Below are 26,381 nucleotides of genomic sequence, written 5' to 3'. Positions count from 1 at the left end.
GATCCGATCCGACACGACTGACGGCGATTACCGCCGCGATCAGACTAGTGGGTACCCTGGTGCGGCGTACCCGTCCCGGTATCCCAATCGGCAGAGGAACGGAGCTCAAACCTCCGACAGTGTGGGTTCGAATCCCACCCGGGGCACGCAGGATCTCACGCGGGCGGCAGCACGACCGGGTCCGCGCCGGCGGTCAGCAGGTCCAGTCCGGCGCCGCTGACGACCTGCGCGGGCTGCCGGTCCCGCCCGAGGATCGCGGCCAGCCGCGCGACAGGAAGCCGGTCCGCGCCGCGGGACGCCGCAAAAACGACGTTGCCGAAGCGCCGGCCCCGCAGGAGTTCCGGACGCACGAGCAGGCACACGTCGGCGAAGGCGGTGCGCAGGGTGGCCGCCTGCCCCCGGGAGAAGGTCAGGGGCGCGAGGTCCGCGACGTTGACCGCGTAGACCCCCTCGGGGCGCAGGATCCGGGCCACCTCCGCGGCGAACGTGACGTCCGACACGCTTTCCGGCATCTGCGCGGCGTCGTACACGTCGCCGATGACGAGATCATAGGACGAATCCGGAATGTCGGACACGACCTCTCGGGCGTCCCCGAAGACGAACGAGACGCCGGTGGCGTCGGCGAGCGGCACGACCCGCTGCACGAAGTCGGCGAGCCGCCGGTCCCGCTCGACGATCACCTGCGTTGAGCCGGGGCGCGTGGCGGTGACGTAGCGCGGCATCGTGAAGGCGCCGCCGCCCAGGTGCAGCACGGTGAGGGGGCGCGCCTGCGGTGCCATCGTGTCGACGACCGCGGCGATGCGGCGGGTGTACTCGAAGCTGAGGTAGGTCGGGTCCGCGACGTCGACGTACGACTGCTGCACCTCTTCGAAGAGCAGCGTCCAGCCGCCCTTGCGGCGCGGGTCGCGCACCAGCCTGGCGTTGCCGAACTCGGTGCGCTCGCCGATCCCGTCGATGATCTCCCGCCACCCACCCATCTAGGCGGGTGCCTCGTCCACGAGCTCCACGGGCGGCCCGTCGGCATAGCGCGCGGCGAACAGCGGCTTGCCCTTGTCGACCTCCTGCGTGCCGACGATGACCACCCCGCGCACGAAGTCGGACGAGACGCTGTTGACGTGCACGCCCTGCTCGGCCCAGTAGGTGTTGTCGTCGTTGACCTGCTGGTAGCGCTTCGCCAGCTCGGCGGCGGAGAACTTCGCGTCGTGCACGAGCACGCACGACGCCGCGAACGTGCCGGTGATCCACTTGTCCAGGTCGGCGGACGGCTTGCGGTAGACCTCGACGCCGTCGTCGCCGACCCGGGCTCCGGCGAACACGGCCGCGAAGTCGGCCTCGCCCTTCGCGTCGATCTGCGAGACGACCTCCACCAGGTCCCCGGACGGCGACGCGCCGCACCCGGCCGTCTTCACGACCGCGCCCGAGCCGCCCGAGCCGCCGGGCGAGGCGGACGAGGACGGAGCCGCCGACGTACAGGCCGTCAGCCCGAGCAGCAGCGCCACCACCAGTACACGTCGCATCACCGCCAACCTACCGGAGCATGCACCGGGGCGCCCGCAGTGGTAGGCAGGGCGGAGCGGGCCCAAAGCCAGCGAAACCGGCGATTTGTCTCAGTTCTGGAGCTTCCGGGCCGAACCGAAAGACATGGACGGCACCACCCTGATCAAGAGCATCGACGACGTCATCGATGCCCGTGCCGTCACCACCGTGTTCCAGCCGATCGTGCGGCTCGACTCGTGGCGCCGCCACCGGCCCGAGGTCGTCGGCTACGAGGCGCTGACCCGCGGCCCGGCCGGCACGCCGTGGGAGGCGCCGCTGGAGCTGTTCGACGCCGCCGGCAGGGCCGGGCGCCTCGCCGAGCTCGACTGGGTCTGCCGCGCCGCCGCGTACCGTGCCGCGATCGACGCCGGCCTGCCGCTCGGCCTCACCCTGTTCGTCAACGCCGAGCCCGCCGCGCTCGGCGTGCCGTGCCCGCCGGACCTCGCCCCGGCGATCCTCGACGCCCAGCTGCGGCTGCGGGTCGTCGTCGAGATGACCGAGCGGGCGATCGCCGACGACCCGGCGGCCCTGCTGACCGCCGCCGAGGCGTGCCGCGGCTCCGGCTGGGGCGTGGCGCTGGACGACGTCGGCGCCGGGCCCGCGTCCCTGGCGGTCATGCCGTTCGTGCACCCGGACGTGGTCAAGGTCGACCGGCACCTCACCCAGCAGCCCGAGGGGGCCTACGCCGCCCGCGTCGTCAACGCGATCGTCGCCTACGCCGAACGCACCGGCGCCGCGATCCTCGCCGAGGGGGTCGAGACCCGCGAGCACGTCGCCGCCGCCCTGGGCATGGGCGCGACGCTCGGCCAGGGCTGGCTGTTCGGCCGGCCGGGGCCGCTGCCGGAGGACGTCGCCGAGCGCAGCGCGACCCTGCCGGTGCCGTTCGTCGCGCCGCCCGCCGGGACCGGGACCAGGACGCCGTACGAGATCGTCGCCGGCCGCCGCCCGACCGCCGAGGCGACGAAGCGGATGCTCATGCCGCTGAGCCGGTACCTGGAGGAGAAGGCGCTCGACGCGGCGGAGCCGCCGATCCTGCTCGGCTGCTTCCAGGAGGCGCGGTTCCTGACCCCGCCGACCGCCCGCCGCTACGCGACCGTCGCGCGGACCGCCGCCCTGGTCTGCGCCCTCGGCACCGAGATCCCGAGCGCACCGGTGCCGGGCGTCAGGGGCGCCGCGATCGCCGGCGACGACCCGCTGCGCGGCGAGTGGAACGTGGTCGTCGTCGGGCCGCACTTCGCCGGCGCCCTCGTCGCGCGGGACCTCGCCGACGACGGACCCGACGACGACCGGCGGTTCACCTACGCCCTCACGTACGACCGCGACCTCGTGCTCGAAGCGGCCCGTGCGCTCCTGCACTGGATCGTGCCAACATAGGCGGTTATGAAGCGGGTGGCGCTGGTGGTGGTGCTCGCCCTTCTGGCCGGCTGCGGCAACGGCGGCGGCGAGAAGGAGAGCCCGGTCAAGCTGCGGATCGAGCTGACCCAGGGCCGGGTCGACGAGGTCCGGCACACGGTGCAGATCTCCATGCACAACGAGGGCCCCGCGAAGGTCACCGTCGAGCGGGTCGAGCTGCAGGCGCCCTCGTTCAAGGGGGTCGGGCCGGTCGCGGTCGACGCCCCGCTGCCCGTCGGCGGCCTGCGCGTCGACGTGCCCGTCTCCTACGGCACGGGGATCTGCCAGGGCGACGAGCTCAAGCCCCGCAGCGCCGCCTCGCATGTCGGTTTCGCCGTCCGTACCGAGGACGGCAAGCTCCACGACCTGCGGCTGCCGCTGCCCGACCCGGACCCGATGCTCGACAAGCTGCTCGCTATCGACTGCCAGCAGGCGTACCTGGACCGGCAGGTCTCGCTCACGTTCGGCCCCTGGACGCACCTGCCGAGCGGCTGGCTCAACGGCACCGTGGTGCTGAAGCGGACGGGGTACACCGGCACCGTGACGCTGCAGGAGTTCGTCGGCAGCATCCTGCTCGAAGTGCTGCCGCTGCCCGCGCGGGAGCAGACGCCGAAGCCGTACGCGGTGCTGCAGCCCGGGCAGACCGAGGTGACGGTCCCGGTCGTGGTCGACGGCGAGCGCTGCACCCCGCACGCCCTCGCCGAGATCAAGAAGCCGTACGTGTTCCCCGCCTGGCTCAGCCTCGACGGCGGCCCGCCGCTGTACACGGAGCTGAAGATCACCGATGCGGAGCGTGACGCGTTCAAGCCGGTCATCGACGCCTGCGCCGCCAACCGCACCGAGATGTAGCGCAAACTTTTAAGCCAGACTTAGGCCAGTTGCGATGGGGTACGGCGGGTGCCATGCTCCAGAGCCATGTCCGAGGTCGGTGCGCGCGTCCGCGCGGCGTTACCCGCGGTCGCGCTGCTGACCCTGGCAACCGCGGCCGTCCTCGGCCTGTCCACGCTGCTCGGGATCGCCGCGGCGCCGCCGATCTGGCAGGTCGTCCTGACCCTGGTCGCGGGCCTGCTGCTGGGCGTCGCCGCCACCGACCAGGTCCGCGCCGCCCTCACTGACTGGCAGGGCGCGGCCACCGCCGAGGCCGGGTCGCACCGGAAGGGCCGCCGCGGGCCGGCTCCCGTCCAGGACCCTGACCAGCCGCTCGAGAAGCCCGCCCGGCCCCGGCCGAAGCGGCCGTCGTGGCGGCGGATCGGGATCATCGCGGCGGTCGTCGTCGTGCTCGTCGCGCTGCTGTGGGTGCCGCAGGTGCCGGTTCACGGGGTCGCCACGGCGATCCTCACGTTCGGGTTCGGCTACGCGGCGTACGTGCTGCCGGTCCTGCCGCTGCTGCTGCTCTGGCCGCTGCCGCGCCTGCCCCGGGCCACCTGGCCGTGGCAGCTGCCCCTGGTGCCGATCGTCGACCGGCGGCTGTGGACCGGCGCCGAACTGCGCGGCCTGGCCGTCGCCACCGGGCACTACCTGCGCGAACGGGTCCTCACCCGCACCACCGGCATCGCCCTGGCCACGCTCGGGCTGCTGCACCTGGTCCGCGGCAACCCGAGCCTCCTGGACGGCGGCACCTCCCGCGCCGGCGGGCTCGCCGGCTGGCTGCTCGCCGAACCGCTGCGCCTGATCCTGTCCACCGGCGGCGCGATCGGCCTGCTCGGCGGGGTCCTCCTCGGCGCCGCGGCGGTCATCGCCGCGTCCGTCGGCCGCGCGTGGGGCACCGTCGCCGGCTACTCGGTGCTCGCCGTCGCGGTCCTGGTGCCGCTGGTCGGCGCGGGCGCCGGGCACTGGCTCGGCTTCGAGTACTACCTGCGCACCGAGCAGGGCAAGGTGGTCGTCGTCGCGGGCCTGTCCCCGTCGCACCGGCAGGCGGTCCACGACACCGCCGTGCCCGTGGACGGCCTGGCGCCGTCGCTGGTGGCGCTGCTCGACAAGGGGCTGCAGGTCACCGGCAACGACGACGGCGACCGGATCGCGCGGGCCCTGGCGGACCCGTCGAAGGCGGCCGCCGAGCTGTTCGTCGGCGACCAGTTCGAGCTCAAGGCCGGCGAGTGCTTCGACTGGATCGGCGGGTCGTCGCAGCTGCGCTACGTGACGCCGTGCAACGCCGCGCACATCGGCGAGGTCACGTACGTCGGGCACCTGCCGTTCCTGGAGGACCCGGGCCGCGAGGCCGTCGACGCGGCCGCGAAGGCGGTCTGCGAGCAGTCCTACGGCGCGTACCTCGGCGTCCCGTACGGCCAGTCGTTCCTGCCCCTGGACAAGCCGATGCTCCCGGCGGGCTGGACGCAGCGGCCCGTCATCGCGTGCTCCGTCACGTCGGTCGGGCCGTGGACGCTCAAGGGCACGAAGACGGTCGCCGCGCTGCAGCAGAAGGTGCCGTGGGGCGCCGCGGGCGGCTGCAAGGTCGAGGTGCCGGACGCGCTGCGGGTCACCGCGGAGCAGCCCAACATCCGCTGCGTCGCGCCCGGCCCGGAGCAGCGGCTCGCGGTGCAGGGCGCCGGCTTCACGATGGACCTGGAGTTCGCCGCGATCGGCAAGGCGGCCGGCGGCGCCAAGATCGGTGCGGCCTGCCTCGACGGCGCCGACCTGGGCAACGGCTACACCTTCGAGGTCGGCCCCGAGGGCATCATCGAGATCTTCAAGCTGACCGGCGGGCAGCCGGCGAGGCTCGCCGCGTCGGCGAAGCCGAAGAACGCCGGCCCGCCGCCGACCGCCTCGACGCCGCTGCAGGTCACCTGCAAGCCGACCGCGGACGGCGGGATCGAGCTGACCGCCTTCTCGACCGGCAACCGCAAGGCGACCGCGGTCGACAAGACGAACCCGGTGACCCGCCTCTCCCCCAGGCTGATGCTGGCCAACGCCGGCGCCGGCGGCGTCGTCATGACCACCATGATCTTCAGCGCCACCCGCATCTGAGGCGCTACCTGCGTCCGAGGGTGCGGTGCTACCCGAGTGTGAGCATGACGGACGTGGGGCTGTTCGGCTCATCCGGCCGCAGCGATGCCTCGCCGGCCGCCGCGACCTCGGCGCAGATGCTGTCGTCCCAGGTCAGCACGCCCCGCATCGGCAGGCACCCGACGTAGAAGCCCGGCGCCTGCTCCGTGACCGGCCAGCCCAGCGCGCGCAGCTCCCCGACGAGCTGCGCGATGACCTCCCCGGTGGACCGGCCGTCGGTCGCCCAGAACTCGCTGGCCTGCGGGCACTCCACGATCTCGCCCTCCCCGGTCTCGCAGCCGCCCCGGACGACCATCCGGCGCAGCCCTACCCCGTCGGGCAGGTCGTCGCCGTGCACCCACTGCCTGGCGTCGCCGGACGGCAGCGCCCTGCCGCCACCGCCGACGACGATGGTCCCGACGCACAGGAGCAGGGCCGCGACCCCGCCACCGATCATGAGCAGGGTCCCCCGGGCGTCCGGCCCGGCCGCCCGGACCCGGAACGCGAAGCCGGCCGCCCAGGCGATCAGGGCGAGCAGCACGTACGGCACGAACCAGTCCGTCGCCGGCGGCTGCAGCACCCCGGCCCGCCCGGTCGACAGCAGCACGAGCGCGGGAGCGGCGACGAGCAGCGCGGCCACCGCCGGCACCCCGACCCGCCAGGTGGGCGCGATGAACACCGCGATCAGGGCGGGGACGGGCAGCGCCACCGCCTGGGTGAACCACTCGTGGCCGACCTGGGTGAACCAGGAGACCCACGCGCAGACGGCGATCACGGCGAGGACGGCGGGCACCCGCCAGCGGCGGGCGAGCAGAGCGGTCACAGCGGTGGATCATGGCACCTGGGCGGGGAAAACGCACGCCCCGATTTGTAAAGCGAGCGTTCGCTCTATAATCAGAGGATGCCGCGCGTCTCCGAAGCCCACCTCGCCGCCCGCCGGGAACAGATCATCGACGCGGCGACGCGCTGCTTCCTGCGCAACGGGTTCCACCAGACGTCCATGCAGGATGTCATCAGAGAGGCGGAGCTGTCCGTCGGGGCGTTCTACCGCTACTTCGACAGCAAGGCCGCGCTGATCAAGGCGATCGCCGGCGAGAAGATCGGTGTGGTGCAGGCGACCGCCGACCACCTGCTGCGGCAGGACCCGCCGCCGCCCGTGCTGGCGGTGATCGACGACCTGCTGCGCCAGATCGACATCAACCTCACCGACGACGGCACGGTCCGCATCGCCGTGCAGGTGTGGGGCGAGGCGGTGCACGACCCCGAGTTCGCCGGGCTGATCACCGAGATCTACGGCCGGATCCGGGGCAACGCGGTCGCCCTGGCCCGGCGCGCCCAGGAGAGCGGCCAGCTGCCCGCCGGCGCCGACCCGGTCGCGATCGGCTCGGCGCTCTTCGGGCTCATCCAGGGGTACATCCTGCAGCGGGTGCTCATCGGCGAGGTCGACCGCGAGTCGTACATGAGCGGCATCGCGGCCCTGATGGGGGCCGGCCACGAGGACCGGCCCCGCACCGTCACGACCGAGTGATCTTGACGTCGTCGACGCCGGCCTCGACCAGGCTGGCCGTGCCGGAGTCGTTCGCCTCGATCAGGATCCGGATCGACTGCCCCGCGTAGGCGGTCAGGCCCACCGAGGCCGTGGCCCACGCGCCGGCCCGGTTCGACGCGGCGCCCGCCTGGGTGAACACGGTCGTCGTGGTGCTGCCGACGACGCGCACCCGCAGGTAGTCGGCGCTGGTCGCGTTGTTGAGGTGGGCGAGGTACCAGGAGAAGGAGAGCGTCAGCGTGCCACCTGACGGCACCGCCGGCAGCGTGATCGCGGGCGAGCGGATGCTGGTGACCCCGCCGTCCACGTCGTAGGTCCCGGCGCTGCTGCCCGCCGCCGCACCCGTGACCAGGTCGAAGCTGCCGCTGACGGTGGTGCCGAGCTGCAGCGCGACGCCGGAGCTGGTGGCGGCCGGGTCGCCCCGCTCGAACGCGCCGGCCGTGGCCGTGTCGGTGCCGGACGGGTTCGTGGTCCAGCCGGTGGCCGTCTCGAACGTGTCGCTGTAGACGGTGGTGCCCGGCGGGACCGGGGTGCTGGTCGCGATGGTCCACACCGCGTATGCGATGGCGTCGCTGTTGCGGTCCAGGGCCGTGTCGTTGATGTTGCTCGTGGTGTCGCAGGCGCGGTGGTAGCAGACGTCGAACGCGGTGCCGGACGTGCCGCCCCACTTCGTGGCCTGGGCCGCGGTCTTGGTGCCTTCCGCCCCGGTGAAGATGCCGCCCGCGGGGATGCCGTTGGCGATGAACGGGCCGTAGTCGGAGCGGCCGTCGAAGTCGGTGCCCTCCGTCGGCACGCCGATCGACGTGAAGTAGTCCTTCAGCGTCTGCTCGAGGGCGGCCGAGCCGGCGGGGCCGGGGCCGGAGCCGACGCCGTCGGAGTTGTCGCCGTCGTAGAGGAAGTAGCCGGCGTTCGGCGAGCCGACCATGTCGAAGTTCAGGTACGCCTTGATCTTCGCCTTCTCGGCCGCGGACAGGCTGTTGACGTACGCGGTCGAGCCGCGCAGCCCGAGCTCCTCCGCGCCCCACCAGCCGAAGCGCAGGTGCTTGGTGGTGCTCAGCGCCTGCCGGGACACCTCGAGCGCGACCTCCAGGTTGGCCGAGGAGCCGGAGCCGTTGTCGTTGATGCCGGGCCCGGCGGTGACGCTGTCCAGGTGGGCGCCGACCATCAGCACGTCGTCGGGGTCGCCGCCCGGCCAGTCCGCGATCAGGTTGTAGCCGGTGGCGCCGTTGTACGTGAACGACTGCACGACCGTGGTGTACCCGGCGGCGTCGAGCTGCCCCTTCACGTAGTTGACCGAGGCCAGGTAGCCGGGCCGGCCGTGGGCCCGGTTGCCGCCGTTGGCGGTCGCGATGCTCTGCAGCTGGCTCAGGTGCGCCTTGACGTTGGCGACGGAGATGTTGGGCGCGGCGGCGAGCAGGATCTTCGCCGGCGCCGCCGAGGCGGGCGCCGGCAGCGCGGTGGCCGCCAGAGCCACCGCCAGCGCGACGGTGCGGACCTTCTTCACGTGGACAGCTCCCGGGGGTCGAGGGGGTCACGGCCCGGCGGGAGAGGTCAGCCGTCAGCCGCCTGGCCGTCTGCCATGGTCCCGAGAGACATCGAAATACGTCAAGCTTTCGATTCGCTCATCGCATTGATACACGCATAAGGTGCCGGACATGAACAACCCTTCAGGCACCTCCCGGCGGACCGTCCTGGCCGCCGCGGCGGCAACGGCGGCGGCACCCTTCGTCGCCGGCGGCGAGGCGGGCGCGGCACCCGCGGCGAAACCCACAACCTGGGACCTCACGCTGCTCGGCACCTCGGACACCCACGGCAACGTCTACAACTGGGACTACTACAAGGACGCCGAGTACGACGACAGCGCCCACAACGACATCGGCCTGGCGAAGGTCGCCACGCTCGTCAACCAGATCCGGGCCGAGCGGCGGGGCAGGGCCACCCTCGTCCTCGACGCCGGCGACACGATCCAGGGCACGCCCCTGGCGACGTACTACGCCAAGCAGGAGCCGATCACCACGACCGGCGAGAAGCACCCGATGGCGCGGGCGATGAACGTCATCGACTACGACGCCGTCACCCTGGGCAACCACGAGTTCAACTACGGGCTGCCGCTGCTCGCCCTGTGGATCCGCCAGCTGGGCTTCCCGGCCCTTGCGGCGAACGCCGTCAACGTGAAGACCGGCCGGCCCGCGTTCGTGCCGTACGTCATCAAGAAGGTCGACCTGGGCCACGGCGCGCCGAACCTCCGGGTCGGCATCCTCGGCCTCACCAACCCCGGCGTCGCCATCTGGGACCGCGCCAACGTCGAGGGCACGCTCCGCTTCGAGGACTGCGTCGCCACCGCCGCGAAGTACGTGCCCGAGATGCGCCGCCGCGGCGCCGACATCGTGCTCATCTCCGCGCACGGCGGCGACAGCGGCAAGTCCAGCTACGGCCCGGAGCTGCCGAACGAGAACCCGTCGGCGCTCATCGCCGAGCAGGTCCCCGGCATCGACGCGATCCTCTTCGGCCACGCGCACAGCGACATCCCGCAGCGCTTCGTGACCAACACGGCGACCGGCGCGCAGGTGCTGCTGTCGGAGCCGTCGCGGTGGGGCCAGCGGCTGACCCGGATGGACTTCCAGCTCAGCCGCGACCGCGGCCGCTGGGTGATCACGTCGAAGGCGTCGACGTCGCTGAACACCAACACGGTCGAGGCCGACCCGAAGGTCGTCGCCGCCGTGCGGGCGCAGCACAACAAGACCGTCGCCTACGTCAACCAGGTCGTCGCGACCTCCACCGAGACGCTGTCGGCGGCCGAGTCCCGCTACAAGGACACCGCGATCCTGGACTACATCAACAAGGTCCAGACCGACACGGTCACCGCCGCGCTCGGCACGGCGCTGCCGGTGCTGTCGATCGCCGCCCCGTTCTCGCGGACCGCGGTGTTCCCCGCCGGCGACGTCAAGATCAAGGACGTGGCGGGGCTGTACATCTACGACAACACCCTGGAGGCCGTCGTCCTGACCGGCGCCGAGGTGCGCGCCTACCTGGAGTACTCGGCGAAGTACTTCGTGACGCTGCCGGTCGGCGCGCCCGTCGACCCGGCGACGATCAACGACCCGTCCGTGCCGGACTACAACTACGACGTGATCTCCGGCGTCGAGTACGACATCGACATCAGCAAGCCGGTCGGGCAACGCATCACGCGGCTCGTGCACCCGGGCACCACCACGCCCGTCGGCGACACCGAGCAGTTCGTGGTCGCGGTGAACAACTACCGGCGCTCCGGCGGCGGCAACTTCCCCGGCATCGTGAAGTCGCAGGTGTACAACGCGCAGCAGGAGATCCGGCAGCTGCTGATCGACTGGGCGCAGGCGAAGGGCTCGATCGATCCGGCCGACTTCTTCACCCCGAACTGGCGGCTCGTGCGGGAGAACGTGCCGGTCTTCGCGTAACGCCATACCCTGGGCGGCATGCAGGAACGGATCTTAGGACGGACCGGTGCCCCGGTCGGCGTGGTAGGGCTCGGCGCGTGGCAGCTCGGCGCCGACTGGGGCGAGGTCGACGAGGACCAGGCGCTCGCGACCCTCGCCGCCGCGCACGAGGCGGGCGTGACGTTCATCGACACCGCCGACGTGTACGGCGACGGCCGCAGCGAGCGCCTCGTCGGGGCCTTCATCAAGGACCGGCCCGGCATCACGGTCGCCACGAAGATGGGGCGCCGGGTGCCGCAGGAGGCCGACCGGTACAACCTCGACAACTTCCGCGCGTGGAACGACCGGTCCCGGGAGAACCTCGGCGTCGACACCATCGACCTGGTCCAGCTGCACTGCCCGCCGTCGGAGGTGTACTCCACCGACGAGGTGTTCGACGGCCTGGACCTGATGGTGCAGGAAGGCCGCATGAAGGCCTACGGGGTGAGCGTCGAGACGGTCGCCGAGGCGCTGACCGCGATCGCCCGGCCCGGCGTCGCCACCGTGCAGATCATCTTCAACATGCTGCGGCTCAAGCCCCTGGACGACGTGCTGCCCGCGGCGGAGAAGATGGGCGTCGGCATCATCGCCCGCGTCCCGCTCGCCAGCGGCCTGCTGTCCGGGCGCTACGACGAGCACACCACGTTCGGCGCCGACGACCACCGCACCTACAACCGGCACGGCGAGGCGTTCGACCAGGGCGAGACGTTCTCCGGCGTCGACTACGACACCGGGCTCGCCGCCGTGCGCCGGCTCGCGCCGCTCAAGCCCGAAGGGCTGACGATGGCGCAGTTCGCGCTGCGCTGGATCGTCGACCACCCCGCCGTGTCGGTGGTCATCCCGGGCGCCCGCAGCGGCGAGCAGGCCCGCGCCAACGCGGCCGTCGGGAGCGCCGACCCGCTGCCCGCCGCCACCCATGAGGCGGTCCGCGAGGTGTACGACGACCTCATCCGCCAGTCGGTCCACAGCAGGTGGTAGCGACTGGCGACACCATCGGTGTCGAGGAGGAGTTCCACGTCGTCGACGCGGAGACCGGCGAGCTGTCGCCGTCCGCCCGGCGGGTGCTGCGCGGCGCCGACGCCGAGCCGGAGCTGCACCGGTCGATGGTCGAGACGGCCACCGCCGTGCACACCGACCTCACCGCGCTGCGCGCCGACCTGATCGAGAAGCGCCGCTCCCTGGTGGAGTCCGCCGGGCGGCACGGCCTGGCGATCGTCGCCGCCGGCACGGTCCCCGGCTCGGGCGCGGCCCCGAGCCGGGTCTACCCGGACGAGCGCTACGAGCGCATGGCCCAGGAGTACCGGCAGCTCGTCGACGAGCAGCAGGTCGCCGCGTGCCAGGTGCAGGTCGGCGTGCCCGACAGGGACCTCGCGGTGCGGATCACCCGGCGGATCCGGGAGTGGCTGCCGGCGCTGCTCGCGCTCAGCGTCAGCTCGCCGTACTTCGCCGGCAACGACACCGGCTACGCGTCCTACCGCACGGTCGTCACGTCGCGCTGGCCGACCGTCGGCCCGCCGCCGGACCTGGGCTCCGCCGCGGAATACCAGCGGGTCGTCGACACGCTCGTGGAGAGCGGCGTGATCAGCGACGCGGGCATGGTCTACTTCGACGCCCGGCCGTCCGCGCGGTACCCGACGGTCGAGGTGCGGGTCGCCGACTCGTGCCCGAACGTCGACGACGCGGTGCTGCTCGCCGCGCTCGCCCGCGGTCTCGTCACGGTCGCCGCCGCCGACGACGCCGCCGGCCGGCCCCTGCCGGAGGCGCCGCAGGTGCTGCTGCGGGCCGCGACGTGGCGGGCCGCCCGGTCCGGGCTCAGCGGCCACCTCGTCGACCCGTCGACCCGGTCCGCGCTGCCGGCGATCGCCCGCGTCGACGCGCTGATGGAGCACGTCCGCCCGGCCCTCGAGGCCCGCGGCGAGTGGGAGATCGCCGTCGACCTCCTCGAGGACCTCCGCGGGCGCGGCACGTCGGCGACCCGGCAGCGGGCGCTCAAGGACCACCGCGAGGTCGTACAGTCCCTGGCAAAGGAGACGGCCGAAGGGACAGGTTCCGGATGACGCTGCGCGGGCTGCTGGTCGACTACGGCGGGGTCCTCACCACCGACGTGTTCGCCTCCTTCGACGCGTTCTGCGCCCGGGAGGGCCTGCCGCCCGGCACGGTCCGCGACCTCTTCCGCGACGACCCGGCCGCCCGGTCGCTGCTCGGCGGCCTGGAGGACGGCACGCTGCCCGACGCCGAGTTCGAGGCCGGGTTCGCGGCGCTGCTCGGGGTGGCGCCGGAGGGCCTCATCGAGCGGCTCCTCGGCGCCACCACCGCCGATGTGGCGATGCTCGACTTCGTCCGGGCCGCCCGCGGCCGCGGCATCCGCACGGGCCTGATCTCCAATTCGTGGGGTTCTCAGCGGTACGACCGGATCCTGCTGGACGAGCTGTTCGACGGGATCGTGATCTCCGGCGACGTCGGGGTGCGCAAGCCCGACCCGCAGATCTACGTGCTGGGCGCGGCGGCGATCGGGCTGCCGCCGCAGGAGTGCGTCTACGTCGACGACCTGCCGGGCAACCTCAAGCCGGCGCGGGCGCTGGGCATGACGACGGTCCGGCACCGCACCCCGGAGGAGACCCTGGAGATCCTGACGGCGTGCCTGCAGGACGCCCCGGCATGAGCGGGCGCGCTCCCGACGGGCGGGCTCTTGTGAACCGCCGGGCGCTCCTGCTCGGCGGTGCCGGCGCCCTGCTGCTCTCGGCGTGCGAGTCGGACGGCGCCGGGGCGACCGGAAACCTGCGGATCGCGACCGGCAGCACGGGCGCCGTCTACTACCAGTACGGCAAGGCGATCGCAGACCTCGCGAAGCGGTACCTGCCGGACGTCCACGCCAGCGTCCTCACCACGAACGCGTCGAAGGAGAACGTCGGCGCGATCCTCGCCGGCCAGGCCGAGCTCGGCTTCACCCAGGCCGACACCGCCGGCGAGGGCGACCGGGCCGCGCCGGGGCAGCTCGCCGCGCTCGCCCGCATCTACGACGACTACGTGCACCTCGTCGTCGCCCGGGACAGCCCGATCGAGACCGTCGCGGACCTGCACGGCCGGCAGGTGTCGGTCGGCGCCGCCGGCTCCGGCACCGCGGGCACCGCCGACCACATCCTCGACGTCGCCGGGGCCGGCCTCAAGGCGAGCATCATCCAGCGCCCGCTCAACCTCGACGACTCGGTCAAGGCGCTGCAGGCCCGCCAGATCGACGCGTTCTTCTTCTCCGGCGGGCTGGCCGTCGGCCTGATCCAGCAGCTGGCGGAGAAGTTCCCGATCCGGCTCCTCGCCCTCGACACGTTCGTCCAGCCGCTGCGCAAGGCGTTCGGCAACTACTACGCGGAGCGGGTCGTGCCCGCCTCGGCGTACCACGGCATCAACCCGACGGTCGCGATCGGCATCGCCAACTATCTCGTCGTGCGGGGGTCGATGCCCGAGCCCCTCGCCTACGGCGTGACGCGGCTGCTCTTCGAGGGCCGCGACGAGCTCGCCAAGGCGCACCAGGCGGCGGCCCGGCTCAACATCCGCTCCGCGATCAGCACCCCGCCGCTGCCGCTGCACCCCGGCGCCGTCCGCTACTACCGCGCTCAGAAGGCCTGAACGGCGACCACCACCACCTGCACCTGCGGGCCGAGGGCGCCGTCGAGCGCGGCGCCGAACACGATCTCCGCGTCCGGGTGGGCGCGGCCGGCGATCTCCTCCATCGCGGTGGCGACCTCGTCGTAGGTGACGCCGGCGTCGCCGGACACCGACACCAGCACGGTGCGGGCGCCGTCGACGCGGTCGTCGAGGAGGTGCTCCAGCCCGCCGGCCGCAGCCCGGGCCGCGGCGACGACCCGCTGGTCGCCGCCGGCCTGGCCGACCCCGATCAGGGCCGTGCCGCCGCCGCTCAGGGCGGCCCGGACCGTGTCGAAGCCGATGCGGATGATGCCGGGCGTGGTGAGCAGGCCGGCGATGCCGCGGACCGCGGTGTCGAGGACCCGGTCGGCCTCCCGGAACACGTCCATCATGCTGACGCTCCGGTCGCCGAGGCTCAGCAGGCGGTCATTGGCGATGACGATCAGCGTGTCGCAGTGCTTCCGGAGCTCGGTGATGCCCTCGTCGGCGACCGCCTGCCGCTTGCGGCCCTCGAACGCGAACGGCCGGGTCACCACGCCGACCGTCAGCACGCCGAGGGAGCGGGCGACGCGGGCGACCACGGGCGCGCCGCCGGAGCCGGTGCCGCCGCCCTCCCCGCACGCCAGGAAGACGAGGTCCGCCCCGGTGAGGACGGCCTTGAGGTCGGCCTCGTGCGCCTCGGCGGCGAGCCGGCCGGTCTCGGGGTTGCCGCGCGAGCCGAGGCCGCGGACCGCCTCGCCGATGTCGACCTTCACGTCGCTGTCGGACATCAGCAGCGTCTGCGCGTCGGTGTTGACGCTGATGTACTGGACGCCGTCGATCCGCTGCGTCTCGATCATCCGGTTCACGGCGTTGATCCCGCCGCCGCCGATGCCGACGACCCTGATGTCGGGTGGGCCCGCCGGGCCCCCGGGCGCCGGCCTCGGCGACGGCCCTGGTGCCGGCCCTGGTGCCGGCCGCAGGGCCGCGAACGCGGCGTTGCGGCTCAGCGCGAGCCGGGCGGCGGTGTCCCGGTTGATCTGCTCCGGGCGGGGCAGCCCGCGGGACACCATCGTGTGCAGGACCCGCTCGTAGATGAGGCCGAGGGTCAGCAACTCCGGGCCGTCCGGCACGCCGGAGCGCAGCAGCGACACCAGCTCCCCGGTGAACGCGGTGTGCTCCGCGTCGGGCGGCGCGAGCGCGAGATGGTTCGCCGCGGTGGCGGTGAGGATGTAGACGCCCTCGATGCCGGTCAGGCCGACGATGCTCTCCCCCGACATCGCCGGGATCGCCCGGCCGGAGAAGCAGCAGTCGAGCACGACGACCCGGTTCGCGGCCGGGAACCGGCCCCGGTCCATGACGACGGTGCGCAGGTCGTCGTAGCGCAGCGTGCGGAACGGCAGCCGGTCGACGTCGGTGGTGCCGATGGCCAGGTACAGCTCCCCGGTCCGCGGGCCCGGCAGGCCGTGCCCGGCGACGTAGACGATGAGGGTGTCCTCGGCCTCGACGGCGCTGTTCCACAGCTGGTCGAGGACGGACGTGTCGTCGGCGGGGTCCTGGATGACCACGCAGTGCTCCGGCGGCAGCCCGCCGAGGTCGGGGTCGGTGAGGACGCGGCGCATCGCGTCGAGGTTGTTGGCGACGGCGGGCAGGTCGGGCAGCGCCGCGGAGGCGTACGTGCCGGTGCCGATCAGCACCGCCCGGGACCGCGCCGGGTCGGGGAGCCGCACCCCGTCAGCCCTGACCGGCCGGCTGGGCTCCGGGCTGGGCTCCGGGCTGGGCTCCGGGCTGGGCTCCGGGCTGGGCTCCGGGCTGGGCTCCGGGCTCGATCGCGGGCTGGTTCAGGACCTCGCGGAGGAACGCCTGCGGGTCGGCGACCCGTTTCGCGTCGAGGGTGATCTCCCGGCCGTCGGGGGTCTTCACGGTGACCGCGATGTCGGCGCGCCGCTGGGTCAGCCACACGCCGACGGACTTCGCGAGCGCCACCCACAGCGCGCCCGCCCCGGCGACGGTCGCGGCGGCCTGCACCACCAGCGCGGTCGTGCCGCCCATGGTGCCCTCGGGCGGCGGCTCCTGGGCGAGCCGCAGCCGGCCGCGCAGCTCGGGCTCCTCCCGCAGCCACCGCCACAGCTCCTCGGTGTCCGCCGTGCTGTCGCCGACCACGATGCGTGTCTCAGGGTTCACGGAGCCACGATGTCACAGCGCTCGATGCGTCGGGTGTCCGCGCCGGTCCGCCGATCCGCCAGTTCTTCCGCACCGCCCGGCGGTTGCCGCCGCCCCGGCCGTCGCCGCCGCCGGGGTCAGGGGCTCGGGTCAGGGGCTCGGGAACCACAGGCGCGCGTGCAGGCCGCTCGGCTCGTTGGCGAGCAGGTCCAGGCGGCCCGACGACGCCTCGACGAGGACCGCGACGATCGGCAGGCCGAGGCCGCTGCCGTCGACGTTCTGCGTGCCGGGCGCCCGCCAGAACCGTTCGGTGGCCAGCTCACGCTGCTGCTCGGTGAGGCCCGGCCCGGTGTCGATCACGTGCACGGCGACGCCGCCCTTGTCGGCGGTGGGGCGGACCGTGACGGTGCTGCCCTCGGCCGAGAACTTGACGGCGTTGTCGATCAGCGCGTCCAGCGCCTGGTCCAGCGCGGTCGTCAGCGCGCGGGCCTTCAGGGCGTGCGGCGGCCGGACGTAGCGCAGCGTGATGTGCTTCTTCGCGGCGACGGGCTGCCACGCGACGACCCGCGCCCACGCGACCTCACCGGCGTCGATGTCGGCGAGCTCGAAGCGGCCCCGCTCGGCGCGGGCGAGCGCGAGGAGGCTGTCGAGCACCTCGCCGAGGCGTTCGACCTCCTCGACGGCGAGCCGGTGGCCCTCGACGGCCTGCGGGTCGGTGAGGTCTGCGCCGAGGTCCTCGACCCGCAGCCGCACCGCGGTCAGCGGGTTGCGCAGCTGGTGGCTGGCGTGGGAGACGAACGCCCGCTGCCGCTCCAGGGAGTCGGCGACGGTCGCGGCCATCTCGTTGAACGCGGTGCCGAGGCGGCGCAGCTCCGGCGGGCCGTCGGCGGCGGGCACGCGGGCGGCGTAGTCACCGGCGGCGAGCTCGTGGGCGGCCGCGTCGAGCTCGGCGACCGGGCGCAGCGTCCAGCGGGCCAGGGACCAGGCCGCGACGATGCCGACGAACAGCACGACCAGCCCGCCGCCGGCAAGGATGCTCCAGGTGGTGCGGACGCCGGTGACGCGTCCGCCGACGGGCGAGACGGTGACGACGGCCCCGATGACCTCGCCGCCACGGCCGACCGGGACCGCGACCACGAAGGGTGCCGTCCGCCACGGCCAGATCGTGCCGTCGTCGCTGGCCTCGCGGCCTTCGAGGGCGCGGTGGGCCTGCCGCAGCACCGCCTTGTCGGCGAGGTCGACCAGGTTGGCACCGGGGCGGGACGACACGATGTTGACCGCGTCCTGGTTGAGCACGATCGCGGCGATGCCGTAGACCGCGTCGTAGCGGGCCAGCTCGGCGGCGAGCTCGTCGGTCTCGCGGGGTGCCCGCAGCGCCGGCTCGGCGATCGTGGCGAAGCGGCTGGCGTCGGCGAGCCGGTCGGCGACGACCTGCTGGGTGTCGCGGCTCGCGATGCTGAGCGCGAACGGCACCTCGAGCGCGACGAGCACCAGCAGGAGCAGCAGCACGTACGTGGCGACGAGGCGGACCCGCACGGTCAGAGTCCCGGCACGAGGCGGTAACCGACGCCGCGGACGGTCTGCACCAGGCCCGGCACGTCGAGCTTCGCCCGCAGCGAGCCGACGTGCACGTCCAGGGTGTGCCGGCCGACGAAGCTGGTCTGCCACACGGCGAGGATCAGCCGGTCGTACGTGACGACGACGCCCGGCGTGCGCACGAGCACGGCGAGGATCTCGAACTCCTTGCGGGTGAGCGCGACGTCCCGGCCGGCGACGGTGACCTGGCGGGCGGCCACGTCGACCCGGACCGGTCCGGCCGCGAGGACCTCGACGGCGCTCTGCTGCGCCCGTGTCGCGCGGCGCAGCACGGCCTCGATGCGCGCGTTGAGCTCCGCCATCGAGTAGGGCTTCACGACGTAGTCGTCGGCGCCGGTCTGCAGCCCGATGACCCGGTCGCGCTCCTCACCGCGGGCGGTGACGGCGATGATCGCGACCGACTCGTCCTTGCGGCGCAGGGTGCGACACACCTCGATGCCGTCGCCGTCGGGCAGGTTGAGGTCGAGCAGCACCAGGTCGAACGGCTCGCCCGCGAACGTGTCGAGGGCCGTCTGCGCGGTCGGGCAGTGCGCGACGTCGTGCCCGCGCCGGCGCAGGGCGGTGGCCAGCGCGGCCGCCACCCGGGCGTCATCTTCGACCAGCATCACTCGCATCGTGCGCCATGGTATTCGCAAGGGCAACAGCGCGTGTGCTCAGATGAGGGTCCGCAGCGCCTTCCGGTTGAGTTTGCCGACGCTGGTCAGCGGGATCTGGTCCAGGACGCGGATCTCCCGCGGCCGTTTCGTCGGGGCGAGGTGCTCGCGGGCGTAGGCGTCGAGCTCGTCGGCGCTCGCCGCACCGGGGGCCGTCAGCGACACGAACGCGACCACCTCCTCGCCGAGCCGCTCGTCGGGGCGGCCGACCACGGCGGCCATCGCGACGGCGGGGTGGGCGGTCAGCGCGTCCTCGACGTCACGCGGGTACACGTTGAACCCGCCCCGGATGATGAGGTCCTTCTTGCGGTCGATGATGCTGAGGTACCCGTCGCCGTCGATCGCGCCGATGTCGCCGGTCGCGAACCACCCGCCCGCCACGCCGCTGTCCCGCGCGCCCCAGTAGCCACGCATCACGTTCGGGCCGCGGACGAGGATCTCGCCGTCGTCGCCGAGCCGGACCTCGATGCCTTCGAGGGGCCTGCCGACCGTGCCGCGGCGGGGCGCGTCCAGGGGGCTGCCGCTGACGATCCCGCCGGTCTCGGTGCAGCCGTACCCTTCGAGGACCCGCGCGGACGGCACCAGCCGCTCGAACGCCTCGGCCGCGGCGGGTGGCAGCGGGGCGGCGCCGGAGAACACGAACCGCAGCGCGCTCAGGTCGTGCTCCGCCAGGGGCTGGCCGAGCAGCATGACGATCATCGACGGGACGACGGCGGCGGTCTGCGCCCGCTGCTGCGCGGCGAGCCGCAGCCAGCCGGCGGGCTCGAACCACCGTTGCAGCACCGCGACCGGCGGCTCCGCGGCCTGCATCGCGCCGACGGTGACCATCAGGCCGTAGGAGTGCGACAGCGGCAGAGCGGTGATGCCGGTGTTGAGGCCGGGCGTGTGGGCCGCCTCCCGCGAGACCCGCCCCGCGTGCGCCAGGTTGGCGTGACTGAGCGCGACACCCTTGCTCCGTCCGGTGGTGCCGCCGGTGTACAGCAGTGCCGCGAGCTCACCGGGGTCCCGGTCCACGACCGGGATCGGGTCGGCCGCCAGCAGCGCGTCGAAGGACGGGGTGCCGACGACGATCGGGGGCACGCCGAACTCGCTGCACAGGTCGCCGAACTTGGGCACCAGCTCCGGCGAGGTGACGACGGCGACGGCGCCCGAGTCGCGCAGGACGTGACGGAGCTCGTCGGCGGTGACGAGGAAGACCACCGGTGTGACCACCGCGCCGGCGCGCCACACCGCCTCGTACACCTGCGAAACCTCGGGACAGTTGGCCATGACGATCGCCACCCGGTCGCCGGGGCGCACCCCGGCCGCGCGCAGCCCTCCGGCGATGCGGGTCGCGCGCTCGTGCCCCTCCCCTGACGTGTGCCAGGCGCCCTCGAAGCAGAGTGCCGGGTAGTCGCCGTGCCGGTCGAGGGACGCCTCCGCGAGGCGGGCGAGGTTGGGCATCGACGACCTCCAGTCGCAATGTTTCTACACTGACTATGCCGATACCTGGGTACTGTCAAGTCCTCGCGAGGGAGCCGCATCATGACGGACCGTCCGATCACCGCCGGCGAGCGGTTCGCCGACGTCGGCGACTGGGGCTCCAGCCGGGGCGTCAACGGAAGCGCCGGCCCCAACCTGTGGCGGACGCTGGGCTTCCGGCGCATCGGCTGGGAGCCCGGCGGCTCGACCGTGGAGTGGGACGCGACCGTCGACTACGGCTTCACCACCCCCGGCGGCCCGGTGATCCAGGGCGGCCTGGTGACCGCGATCCTCGACTCGGCGATGGGCGGCGCCTGCTTCACCACGCTGGACCGCGACGAGCTGTTCCTGACCGCGGACCTGCGGGTCGAGTTCTTCCGGCCGACCCGGCCCGGGACGCTGCGCGCCGTGGGCACCGTCCTGCGCCGGACCAGGAAGGTCGTGTTCTGCGCCGCGGAGCTGTACGACGCCGACGGCACCACCCTCGCGGCCAGCCGCTGCACGCAGGTTCTCATGGCGGTCTGACCTTTTCGGCCCGGTTTCGCAGCGTCAAGTTTCTCTCAAGGAACGACGTGCGCGATTCCGCCGGTACGGTCCGAACCGCCACGGTGAACGGGTGGACATCGTGTCAACCGGCGAGCGCTATCGGGCCTCGACCGTCGCCGCGTTCGAGGCGGCCGTGCTGGTGCGATGTGCAGGGGTGTGTGGCGGAGGAGGACGGGCCCGGGCGCTGGGGGGTGCCCGGGTCCGTTCCGCGTTCACACACGTGCCAGCGGGGGTGCTCGCCGAGTTCAACCGATCCGTCGCCGCGGACCGGCTGGTCGAGCTGCTCGGGGCGGCCGGCCGCTCGGCGAGCGTGCACCGCTACACCGCCGGCACCCGCCACCGCTACGAGATCTTCCGCGTGTTCTGCGACGCCGTCTCCTTCCTCGACCGCGCCTGGCAGCAGGGGTACGCGGACCTGTGCGGCGCGCCCGAGCTGCCCCGGTCGGCCCGCCAGATCCGCCACGCCCGCCAGCTCGCCGAGTCGGCGTGGCGGGGCGTGCTGATGGTGTCGGGGCCGTCCCGGTCCGGCTCCCCCGGCCTGCGGGTCCCCGACCTGGAGACCGCCACGGTCCTGATCCGCGCCGGCCGGATGATGAGCCTGCCGGTCCGCATGAGCACCCGCCCCGGCGGCCAGCTGCTGCTGGTCATGCCGCAGGAGGTCGCGGCCTAGCCGCGCTCGCGCGGCGCGCCGCCACTGCCGGTCGCGCCACGGGTTGTCATGCCGCAGGAGGCGGCGGCCTGCCCCCCTGTCCTAACCTCGCTCCTGAAGCCGCTCGAACTTGCGCTCCAGGCCGTCCACCAGCGCCTCCAGGCCCAGCTCGAACGCGCTGTCGTCGACATGGGTGTGCCGCTCCGCCAGGCGATGGGCGTCGCGCAGGTGCGGGTAGTCCCTCGCGTACAGGTCCGGGTCGTCGACGAAGCCGAGCGCGAACGAGCCCAGCGCCGAACCGGCGACGAAGAACCGCATGGTCGCGCCGATCCGGGTCGCGTGCCCCGGCGACCACCCGGCGTCCACGAGCGCGCCGTAGACCGCGTCCGCCAGGCGCAGCGACGCGGGCCGGCGGGCCGGGCCGCGCGCCAGGAACGGCACCACGTTGGGGTGCGCGCGGAACGCCGTCCGGTAGGCCCGCGCCCACGCCTTCAGCGCCTCCGGCCACGGGTCGCGGCCGAGCATGGACAGGTCGACGCCGGCGACGATCGCGTCGCCGATCGCGTCGACGATCTGCTCCTTCGTGGCGAAGTGGTTGTACAGCGACGGCGCCTGGACGCCCAGCTCGCGGGCCAGCCGCCGGGTCGACAGCGCGTCGAGCCCGTCGGCGTCGACGATCGCGGTGGCGGCGTCGACGATGCGGTCACGGCTGAGGAGTGGCGTTCTGGGGCGAACCATGGCTACGATCTTAGAAACTAACGGCGTTAGTTAACGGACCGGGTTTCTTGGAGCTTGCATGGACTTCACGCTCAACGACGATCAGCGCGCGATCCGCCAGGTCACCGCCGACTTCGTCAGCCGCGAGATCACCCCGCACGCCGCCGCCTGGGACCGCGCCGAGCACGTCGACCTCGCGATCGTCAAGAAGCTCGCCGACCTGGGGATCTTCGGCATCACGATCCCCGAGGAGCACGGCGGCAGCGGTGGCGACCACACCACGTACTGCCTGGTCCTGGAGGAGCTCGGCAAGGGCGACTCGTCGGTGCGCGGCATCGTGTCGGTGTCCCTCGGCCTGGTCGCCAAGAGCATCAACGGCTACGGCACGCCCGCACAGAAGGCCGCCTGGTTGCCGCGGCTGTGCGCCGGCGACGCCCTGGGCTGCTTCGCGCTGACCGAGCCCGACACGGGCTCCGACGCGGGTGCGCTGTCGACGCGGGCGATCCGGGTGGACGGGGGCTGGCGGCTGGACGGCGCGAAGATGTTCATCACCAACGGCACCTGGGCGCAGGTCGCGCTGGTCTTCGCCCGCACCGGCGGACCGGGCCCGAAAGGGGTGTCGGCCTTCCTGGTGCCGACGGACACGCCGGGCCTGCGGATCGAGGAGATCCACGGCAAGCTCGGCCTGCGCGGGCAGGCGACCGCGGCGCTGACCTTCGAGGGCGTCACGGTCGGCGAGGACGCGCTGCTCGGCGAGCTGGGCCAGGGCTTCAAGATCGCGATGTCGGCCCTGGCGAAAGGCCGGATGTCCCTGGCGGCCGGCTGCGTCGGCATCATCCAGGGCTGCCTCGACGCCGCCGTCGCCTACGCGAAGCAGCGTTCCCAGTTCGGGCGGCCGATCGCCTCGTTCCAGCTGGTGCAGCAGCTCATCGCCGACATCTCCGTCGAGGCCGACGCGGCGCGGCTGCTGACCTGGCGGGTCGCCGACCTGATCGACCGGGGGCTGCCCTTCGCCACCGAGTCGTCCACCGCGAAGCTGTACGCCTCCGAGGCCGCCGTCCGCTCGGCGAACGCGGCGCTGCAGGTCTTCGGCGGTTACGGGTACATCGACGAATACCCCGTCGGCAAGTACCTGCGCGACGCACGGGTCACTACCGTGTACGAGGGGACGAGCCAGATCCAGAAACTCATCATCGGTCGCGCCCTCACCGGCGTGAACGCGTTCGTCTAGGGGGCCTGAATGAGCGGAGCGCAGCGGAAGGTGGCGGCATGAGCGGGCAGCGGAGCGGCTCGGGCCGCTCATCATGTGACAGGTTCGGCTCAGGCCGACGCCGGAGCGCAGCGGAGGTGGCGGCATGAGCGGGCAGCGGAGCGGCTCGGGCCGCTCATCATGTGACAGGTTCGGCTCAGGCCGACGCCGGAGCGCAGCGGAGGTGGCGGCATGAGCATCGACGTCTACAACCCGGCGACCGAGGAGGTCATCGGGTCCGTTCCGGAGACCGATTCCGTGGACCCGGCCGTTGCCGCCGCCCGGGCCGCCCTCGGGCCGTGGTCGGCGCTGCCGCGGGCCGAGCGCGCCGCGCACCTGGCGGCGCTGCGCGACCTGCTCGTCGCGCACGCCGACGAGCTCGCCGGCATCATCACCGCGGAGATGGGCGCGCCGCTGGCCATCGCCCGCAAGGTGCAGGTGGGCCTGCCGATCGCGGTGCTGTCCTCGATGGTCGACCTGCTCAACCGCGACGAGTGCGAGGAGCGGATCGGCAACTCCCTCGTCGTGCGCGACCCGGTCGGGGTCGTCGCGGCGATCACCCCGTGGAACTATCCGCTGCACCAGACGGTCGCGAAGCTCGCCCCGGCCCTCGCGGCCGGCAACACCGTCGTGCACAAGCCGAGCGAGGTCGCGCCCCTGTCCGCGCTGCGGCTCGCCGAGCTGGTCCGCGAGGCGGGGCTGCCGTCGGGCGTGTACAACCTGGTCACCGGCTACGGCGACCCGACCGGGGCGGCCCTGGCGGGGCACGCCGGGGTGGATCTCGTGTCGTTCACCGGGTCGACGGGCGCCGGCCGTACCGTGGCCGCCCTCGCCGCGTCGCATCTCGCGCGGGTCTCGCTCGAGCTCGGCGGGAAGTCCGCCAACGTGATCCTGCCGGACGCCGACCTGGCCGCCGCGGTGAAGGTCGGCATCGGCAACTGCTACCTGAACTCCGGCCAGACCTGCACCGCCTGGACCCGCCTCCTCGTGCACGAGTCCCAGCACGACGAGGTGGTCGACCTGGCCGTCGCGGCCGCTTCGAAGTACACCGTCGGCGACCCCACCGACCCGGCGACCCGTCTCGGACCCCTCGCCTCCGCCGCCCAGCGCGACCGCGTGCGGTCCTACATCGCGCGTGGCGTCGCCGACGGTGCCCGGATGGCGCTGGGCGACGGCTCCGTGCCCGACGTCGGCTACTACGTGGCGCCGGTCGTCTTCGCCGACGTGGACCCCACCTCCGTCATCGCGCAGGAGGAGATCTTCGGGCCGGTCCTGTCGATCATCCGGTACCGCGACGAGGACGACGCCGTCCGGATCGCCAACGGGACGCCGTACGGCCTGGCCGGCAGCGTCTGGTCGGGGTCCCCCGAGCGTGCGCTCGCGGTCGCCCGCCGCCTCCGGACCGGTCAGGTCGACGTCAACGGCGGCTCGTTCAACCCCCTCGCGCCGTTCGGCGGGATCGGGGACTCCGGATACGGGCGCGAGCTCGGCGTCCACGGCTTCGAGGAGTTCACGTCGGTGAAGGCGATCCAGCTGTGACGTCCGCGCTGGTACTGCGAGCGGTGGACGGTCCCGCCTCGGTCGAGGACGTCGTGCTGAACCCCGTCGGCCCGTCGCAGGTGCGGGTGCGCCTGGCGGCGGCCGGGGTCTGCCACTCCGACCTGTCCCTGGCCAACGGCACCCTCCGCCAGCCGTTCCCGGTGGTGCTCGGCCACGAGGGCGCCGGCGTCGTCGTGGAGGTCGGGTCCTCCGTCTCGGACATCTCGGTCGGCGACCACGTGGTGCTGAACTGGTCGCCGCCGTGCCGCTCCTGCTGGTTCTGTTCAGCCGGCGAGCCGTATCTGTGCTCGCACGCCGACGACGCCCGCGGGGTGCCCTACGCGCGTACCGCGCTCGGAGACGACCTCTACGCGGGCCTCGGCACCGGGGCGTTCGCCACCGAGACGGTCATCGGCGCGCACGCCTGCATCCCCGTGCCGGCGGACATCCCGCTCGAGGAGGCGGCCCTGCTCGGCTGCGCGGTCCTCACCGGGGTGGGGGCGGTCCTCAACTCCGCCCGGGTGCGTTCCGGGGAATCGGTCGTCGTGATCGGCCTCGGCGGTGTCGGTCTCGCGGCGCTGCAGGGCGCCCGCATCGCCGGGGCGGCCACGGTCATCGCCGTCGACGCGTCCCCGTCGAAGTCTTCGCTGGCGCTGTCGCTGGGCGCGACCCACTTCCTGGCCCCCGGCCCGTCGCTGGCCAAGGAGGTCCGCGCGCTGACCTCCGGCCGGGGCGCCGACCACGCCATCGAGTGCGTCGGCCGCGCCGCGACGATCCGCGCCGCCTGGTCCGTGACCCGCCGCGGCGGGCGCGCCACCGTGCTCGGCCTGGGCTCCAGCACCGACGAGGTGACGTTCAACGCCCTGGAGGTGGCGTACTTCGCCCGGACGCTCACCGGGTGCATGTACGGCAGCACCGACCCCGCCGTCGACGTGCCCGTGCTGCTGTCGCACTACCGCTCGGGGGCGCTGAACCTGGCCGCCCTCGTCACCGACCACGTCTCCCTGGCCGAGGTGCCGGCCGCCTTCGACCGCATGCGCTCCGGCGTCGGCGCCCGCACCCTCGTGCGGTTCTGACGTCACTCCGGGCGCCCGCACCCGCGCTCCCAACCCGGCAATGGCCGGCGGACGTGTCGCGGGTGCGGCCGCCCGCCGGCGGCGGGGCCGTCGCGGGTGCGGCCGCCGCTGGCGGCGGGGCCGTCGCGGGGCACGACGCCCGCCCGTTGCGCCGCTGACGCCCGCTCCACCCAGGATTTCGCCCCACGGCGAGCGCACTT

The 26,381-nt window shown here is 73.3% G+C and carries 24 protein-coding genes and 1 tRNA gene; 15 read left to right on the top strand and 10 right to left on the bottom strand.

Going from position 1 to position 26,381, the window contains the following annotated elements; translation table 11 throughout:
* Positions 1-72 precede the first annotated feature (72 nt).
* Positions 73-146, top strand: a tRNA-Leu gene (locus ACQEVZ_RS37620).
* A gap of 9 nt (positions 147-155) precedes the next feature.
* Here the strand turns inward: ACQEVZ_RS37620 and ACQEVZ_RS37615 are convergent.
* Together ACQEVZ_RS37615 and ACQEVZ_RS37610 are read right to left on the bottom strand one after the other, a co-directional pair.
* On the bottom strand, positions 156-977 hold the full coding sequence (locus ACQEVZ_RS37615) for a spermidine synthase (protein WP_433375486.1): 822 nt from the start codon (positions 975-977) through the stop codon (positions 156-158).
* Positions 978-1,517 (bottom strand): hypothetical protein, encoded by a 540-nt coding sequence (locus ACQEVZ_RS37610; RefSeq protein WP_433375483.1) that lies wholly within the window; start codon positions 1,515-1,517, stop codon positions 978-980.
* Positions 1,518-1,641: 124 nt separating this feature from the next.
* Between ACQEVZ_RS37610 and ACQEVZ_RS37605 the strand changes: the two genes are divergently transcribed.
* The 3 genes from ACQEVZ_RS37605 (at position 1,642) to ACQEVZ_RS37595 (ending at position 5,892) form a co-directional block, all read left to right on the top strand.
* Complete coding sequence (locus tag ACQEVZ_RS37605; RefSeq protein ID WP_433375480.1) at positions 1,642-2,910, top strand: sensor domain-containing phosphodiesterase; 1,269 nt, start codon at positions 1,642-1,644, stop codon at positions 2,908-2,910.
* A gap of 6 nt (positions 2,911-2,916) precedes the next feature.
* On the top strand, positions 2,917-3,777 hold the full coding sequence (locus ACQEVZ_RS37600; RefSeq protein ID WP_344503459.1) for a hypothetical protein: 861 nt from the start codon (positions 2,917-2,919) through the stop codon (positions 3,775-3,777).
* A gap of 66 nt (positions 3,778-3,843) precedes the next feature.
* Positions 3,844-5,892 (top strand): hypothetical protein, encoded by a 2,049-nt coding sequence (locus tag ACQEVZ_RS37595; RefSeq protein ID WP_433375477.1) that lies wholly within the window; start codon positions 3,844-3,846, stop codon positions 5,890-5,892.
* Positions 5,893-5,920: 28 nt separating this feature from the next.
* Here the strand turns inward: ACQEVZ_RS37595 and ACQEVZ_RS37590 are convergent, their stop codons facing one another.
* Entirely contained in the window at positions 5,921-6,733 is an 813-nt protein-coding gene (locus tag ACQEVZ_RS37590; protein WP_354900608.1) for a hypothetical protein, read from the bottom strand.
* A gap of 78 nt (positions 6,734-6,811) precedes the next feature.
* Between ACQEVZ_RS37590 and ACQEVZ_RS37585 the strand changes: the two genes are divergently transcribed.
* Positions 6,812-7,438, top strand: a complete 627-nt coding sequence (locus ACQEVZ_RS37585) for a TetR/AcrR family transcriptional regulator (protein WP_433375473.1) — start codon at positions 6,812-6,814, stop codon at positions 7,436-7,438.
* Here the strand turns inward: ACQEVZ_RS37585 and ACQEVZ_RS37580 are convergent.
* On the bottom strand, positions 7,425-8,960 hold the full coding sequence (locus ACQEVZ_RS37580; RefSeq protein WP_433375470.1) for a M28 family peptidase: 1,536 nt from the start codon (positions 8,958-8,960) through the stop codon (positions 7,425-7,427). The genes ACQEVZ_RS37585 and ACQEVZ_RS37580 overlap by 14 nt on opposite strands.
* 151 nt (positions 8,961-9,111) lie before the next feature.
* Here ACQEVZ_RS37580 and ACQEVZ_RS37575 point away from each other — a divergent pair, with 151 nt between their 5' ends.
* Genes ACQEVZ_RS37575 through ACQEVZ_RS37555 form a run of 5 tightly spaced genes read left to right on the top strand, consistent with a single transcriptional unit; the run spans position 9,112 to position 14,535 of the window.
* Entirely contained in the window at positions 9,112-10,893 is a 1,782-nt protein-coding gene (locus ACQEVZ_RS37575) for a bifunctional metallophosphatase/5'-nucleotidase (RefSeq protein WP_433375467.1), read from the top strand.
* Positions 10,894-10,911: 18 nt separating this feature from the next.
* Positions 10,912-11,889, top strand: a complete 978-nt coding sequence (locus ACQEVZ_RS37570; protein ID WP_433375464.1) for an aldo/keto reductase — start codon at positions 10,912-10,914, stop codon at positions 11,887-11,889.
* Positions 11,883-12,968 (top strand): carboxylate-amine ligase, encoded by a 1,086-nt coding sequence (locus ACQEVZ_RS37565; RefSeq protein WP_433375461.1) that lies wholly within the window; start codon positions 11,883-11,885, stop codon positions 12,966-12,968. The genes ACQEVZ_RS37570 and ACQEVZ_RS37565 overlap by 7 nt, the downstream gene beginning before the upstream one ends.
* Positions 12,965-13,573, top strand: coding sequence for an HAD family hydrolase (locus ACQEVZ_RS37560; protein ID WP_360564825.1), 609 nt, complete (start codon positions 12,965-12,967; stop codon positions 13,571-13,573). Before ACQEVZ_RS37565 ends, ACQEVZ_RS37560 begins: the two co-directional genes overlap by 4 nt.
* Positions 13,570-14,535, top strand: coding sequence for a TAXI family TRAP transporter solute-binding subunit (locus tag ACQEVZ_RS37555; RefSeq protein WP_433375457.1), 966 nt, complete (start codon positions 13,570-13,572; stop codon positions 14,533-14,535). The genes ACQEVZ_RS37560 and ACQEVZ_RS37555 overlap by 4 nt, the downstream gene beginning before the upstream one ends.
* Here the strand turns inward: ACQEVZ_RS37555 and ftsZ are convergent.
* The 5 genes from ftsZ to ACQEVZ_RS37530 form a co-directional block, all read right to left on the bottom strand.
* Complete coding sequence (gene ftsZ, locus ACQEVZ_RS37550; protein ID WP_433375454.1) at positions 14,523-16,262, bottom strand: cell division protein FtsZ; 1,740 nt, start codon at positions 16,260-16,262, stop codon at positions 14,523-14,525. The genes ACQEVZ_RS37555 and ftsZ overlap by 13 nt on opposite strands.
* A gap of 4 nt (positions 16,263-16,266) precedes the next feature.
* On the bottom strand, positions 16,267-16,716 hold the full coding sequence (locus ACQEVZ_RS37545) for an effector-associated constant component EACC1 (protein WP_433375451.1): 450 nt from the start codon (positions 16,714-16,716) through the stop codon (positions 16,267-16,269).
* A 129-nt stretch (positions 16,717-16,845) separates the two neighbouring features.
* Positions 16,846-18,231: an ATP-binding protein gene (locus tag ACQEVZ_RS37540; protein WP_433375448.1), complete on the bottom strand. Its 1,386-nt coding sequence runs from the start codon at positions 18,229-18,231 to the stop codon at positions 16,846-16,848.
* A 2-nt stretch (positions 18,232-18,233) separates the two neighbouring features.
* Positions 18,234-18,905, bottom strand: a complete 672-nt coding sequence (locus ACQEVZ_RS37535) for a response regulator transcription factor (protein WP_344503447.1) — start codon at positions 18,903-18,905, stop codon at positions 18,234-18,236.
* Positions 18,906-18,944: 39 nt separating this feature from the next.
* Positions 18,945-20,387, bottom strand: coding sequence for an AMP-binding protein (locus ACQEVZ_RS37530; protein WP_433375445.1), 1,443 nt, complete (start codon positions 20,385-20,387; stop codon positions 18,945-18,947).
* An 81-nt stretch (positions 20,388-20,468) separates the two neighbouring features.
* Here ACQEVZ_RS37530 and ACQEVZ_RS37525 point away from each other — a divergent pair, with 81 nt between their 5' ends.
* Positions 20,469-20,930, top strand: a complete 462-nt coding sequence (locus ACQEVZ_RS37525; protein ID WP_433375442.1) for a PaaI family thioesterase — start codon at positions 20,469-20,471, stop codon at positions 20,928-20,930.
* A 91-nt stretch (positions 20,931-21,021) separates the two neighbouring features.
* Positions 21,022-21,621, top strand: coding sequence for a hypothetical protein (locus ACQEVZ_RS37520; protein ID WP_433375439.1), 600 nt, complete (start codon positions 21,022-21,024; stop codon positions 21,619-21,621).
* 81 nt (positions 21,622-21,702) lie between these two features.
* Here ACQEVZ_RS37520 and ACQEVZ_RS37515 read toward each other — a convergent pair whose 3' ends face one another.
* Entirely contained in the window at positions 21,703-22,338 is a 636-nt protein-coding gene (locus ACQEVZ_RS37515) for a TetR/AcrR family transcriptional regulator (protein WP_433375436.1), read from the bottom strand.
* Between the two features lie 58 nt (positions 22,339-22,396).
* Between ACQEVZ_RS37515 and ACQEVZ_RS37510 the strand changes: the two genes are divergently transcribed.
* The 3 genes from ACQEVZ_RS37510 to ACQEVZ_RS37500 all read left to right on the top strand — a co-directional run bounded on the left by ACQEVZ_RS37510 (position 22,397) and on the right by ACQEVZ_RS37500 (position 26,181).
* Positions 22,397-23,548 carry an acyl-CoA dehydrogenase family protein gene (locus ACQEVZ_RS37510; protein WP_433375433.1) on the top strand — a complete coding sequence of 384 codons (1,152 nt, stop codon included), beginning with the start codon at positions 22,397-22,399 and terminating at the stop codon, positions 23,546-23,548.
* A 210-nt stretch (positions 23,549-23,758) separates the two neighbouring features.
* Positions 23,759-25,105: an aldehyde dehydrogenase family protein gene (locus ACQEVZ_RS37505; RefSeq protein WP_433375430.1), complete on the top strand. Its 1,347-nt coding sequence runs from the start codon at positions 23,759-23,761 to the stop codon at positions 25,103-25,105.
* A complete protein-coding gene (locus ACQEVZ_RS37500) occupies positions 25,102-26,181 on the top strand; it encodes a zinc-binding dehydrogenase (RefSeq protein ID WP_433375427.1) in 1,080 nt (359 codons plus the stop codon). The genes ACQEVZ_RS37505 and ACQEVZ_RS37500 overlap by 4 nt, the downstream gene beginning before the upstream one ends.
* Positions 26,182-26,381: the final 200 nt, after the last annotated feature.

This window comes from Dactylosporangium sp. CA-152071, assembly GCF_050936335.1.
Taxonomy (GTDB): Bacteria; Actinomycetota; Actinomycetes; order Mycobacteriales; family Micromonosporaceae; genus Dactylosporangium; species Dactylosporangium maewongense.
The sequence above is the reverse complement of the archived record's forward strand: the minus strand, read 5'-3'. Positions and strand labels throughout refer to the sequence as shown.

Bases quoted from the DNA above. Each gene is read 5' to 3' on its own strand.
- ACQEVZ_RS37535 (WP_344503447.1), bottom strand. From the start codon at position 18,905: ATGCGAGTGATGCTGGTCGAAGATGACGCCCGGGTGGCGGCCGCGCTG.
- ACQEVZ_RS37575 (WP_433375467.1), top strand. From the start codon at position 9,112: ATGAACAACCCTTCAGGCACCTCCCGGCGGACCGTCCTGGCCGCCGCG.
- ACQEVZ_RS37600 (WP_344503459.1), top strand. From the start codon at position 2,917: ATGAAGCGGGTGGCGCTGGTGGTGGTGCTCGCCCTTCTGGCCGGCTGC.
- ACQEVZ_RS37510 (WP_433375433.1), top strand. From the start codon at position 22,397: ATGGACTTCACGCTCAACGACGATCAGCGCGCGATCCGCCAGGTCACC.
- ACQEVZ_RS37525 (WP_433375442.1), top strand. From the start codon at position 20,469: ATGACGGACCGTCCGATCACCGCCGGCGAGCGGTTCGCCGACGTCGGC.
- ACQEVZ_RS37585 (WP_433375473.1), top strand. From the start codon at position 6,812: ATGCCGCGCGTCTCCGAAGCCCACCTCGCCGCCCGCCGGGAACAGATC.
- ACQEVZ_RS37555 (WP_433375457.1), top strand. From the start codon at position 13,570: ATGAGCGGGCGCGCTCCCGACGGGCGGGCTCTTGTGAACCGCCGGGCG.
- ACQEVZ_RS37505 (WP_433375430.1), top strand. From the start codon at position 23,759: ATGAGCATCGACGTCTACAACCCGGCGACCGAGGAGGTCATCGGGTCC.
- ACQEVZ_RS37605 (WP_433375480.1), top strand. From the start codon at position 1,642: ATGGACGGCACCACCCTGATCAAGAGCATCGACGACGTCATCGATGCC.
- ACQEVZ_RS37610 (WP_433375483.1), bottom strand. From the start codon at position 1,517: ATGCGACGTGTACTGGTGGTGGCGCTGCTGCTCGGGCTGACGGCCTGT.
- ACQEVZ_RS37595 (WP_433375477.1), top strand. From the start codon at position 3,844: ATGTCCGAGGTCGGTGCGCGCGTCCGCGCGGCGTTACCCGCGGTCGCG.
- ACQEVZ_RS37570 (WP_433375464.1), top strand. From the start codon at position 10,912: ATGCAGGAACGGATCTTAGGACGGACCGGTGCCCCGGTCGGCGTGGTA.
- ACQEVZ_RS37560 (WP_360564825.1), top strand. From the start codon at position 12,965: ATGACGCTGCGCGGGCTGCTGGTCGACTACGGCGGGGTCCTCACCACC.
- ACQEVZ_RS37515 (WP_433375436.1), bottom strand. From the start codon at position 22,338: ATGGTTCGCCCCAGAACGCCACTCCTCAGCCGTGACCGCATCGTCGAC.
- ACQEVZ_RS37615 (WP_433375486.1), bottom strand. From the start codon at position 977: ATGGGTGGGTGGCGGGAGATCATCGACGGGATCGGCGAGCGCACCGAG.
- ACQEVZ_RS37530 (WP_433375445.1), bottom strand. From the start codon at position 20,387: ATGCCCAACCTCGCCCGCCTCGCGGAGGCGTCCCTCGACCGGCACGGC.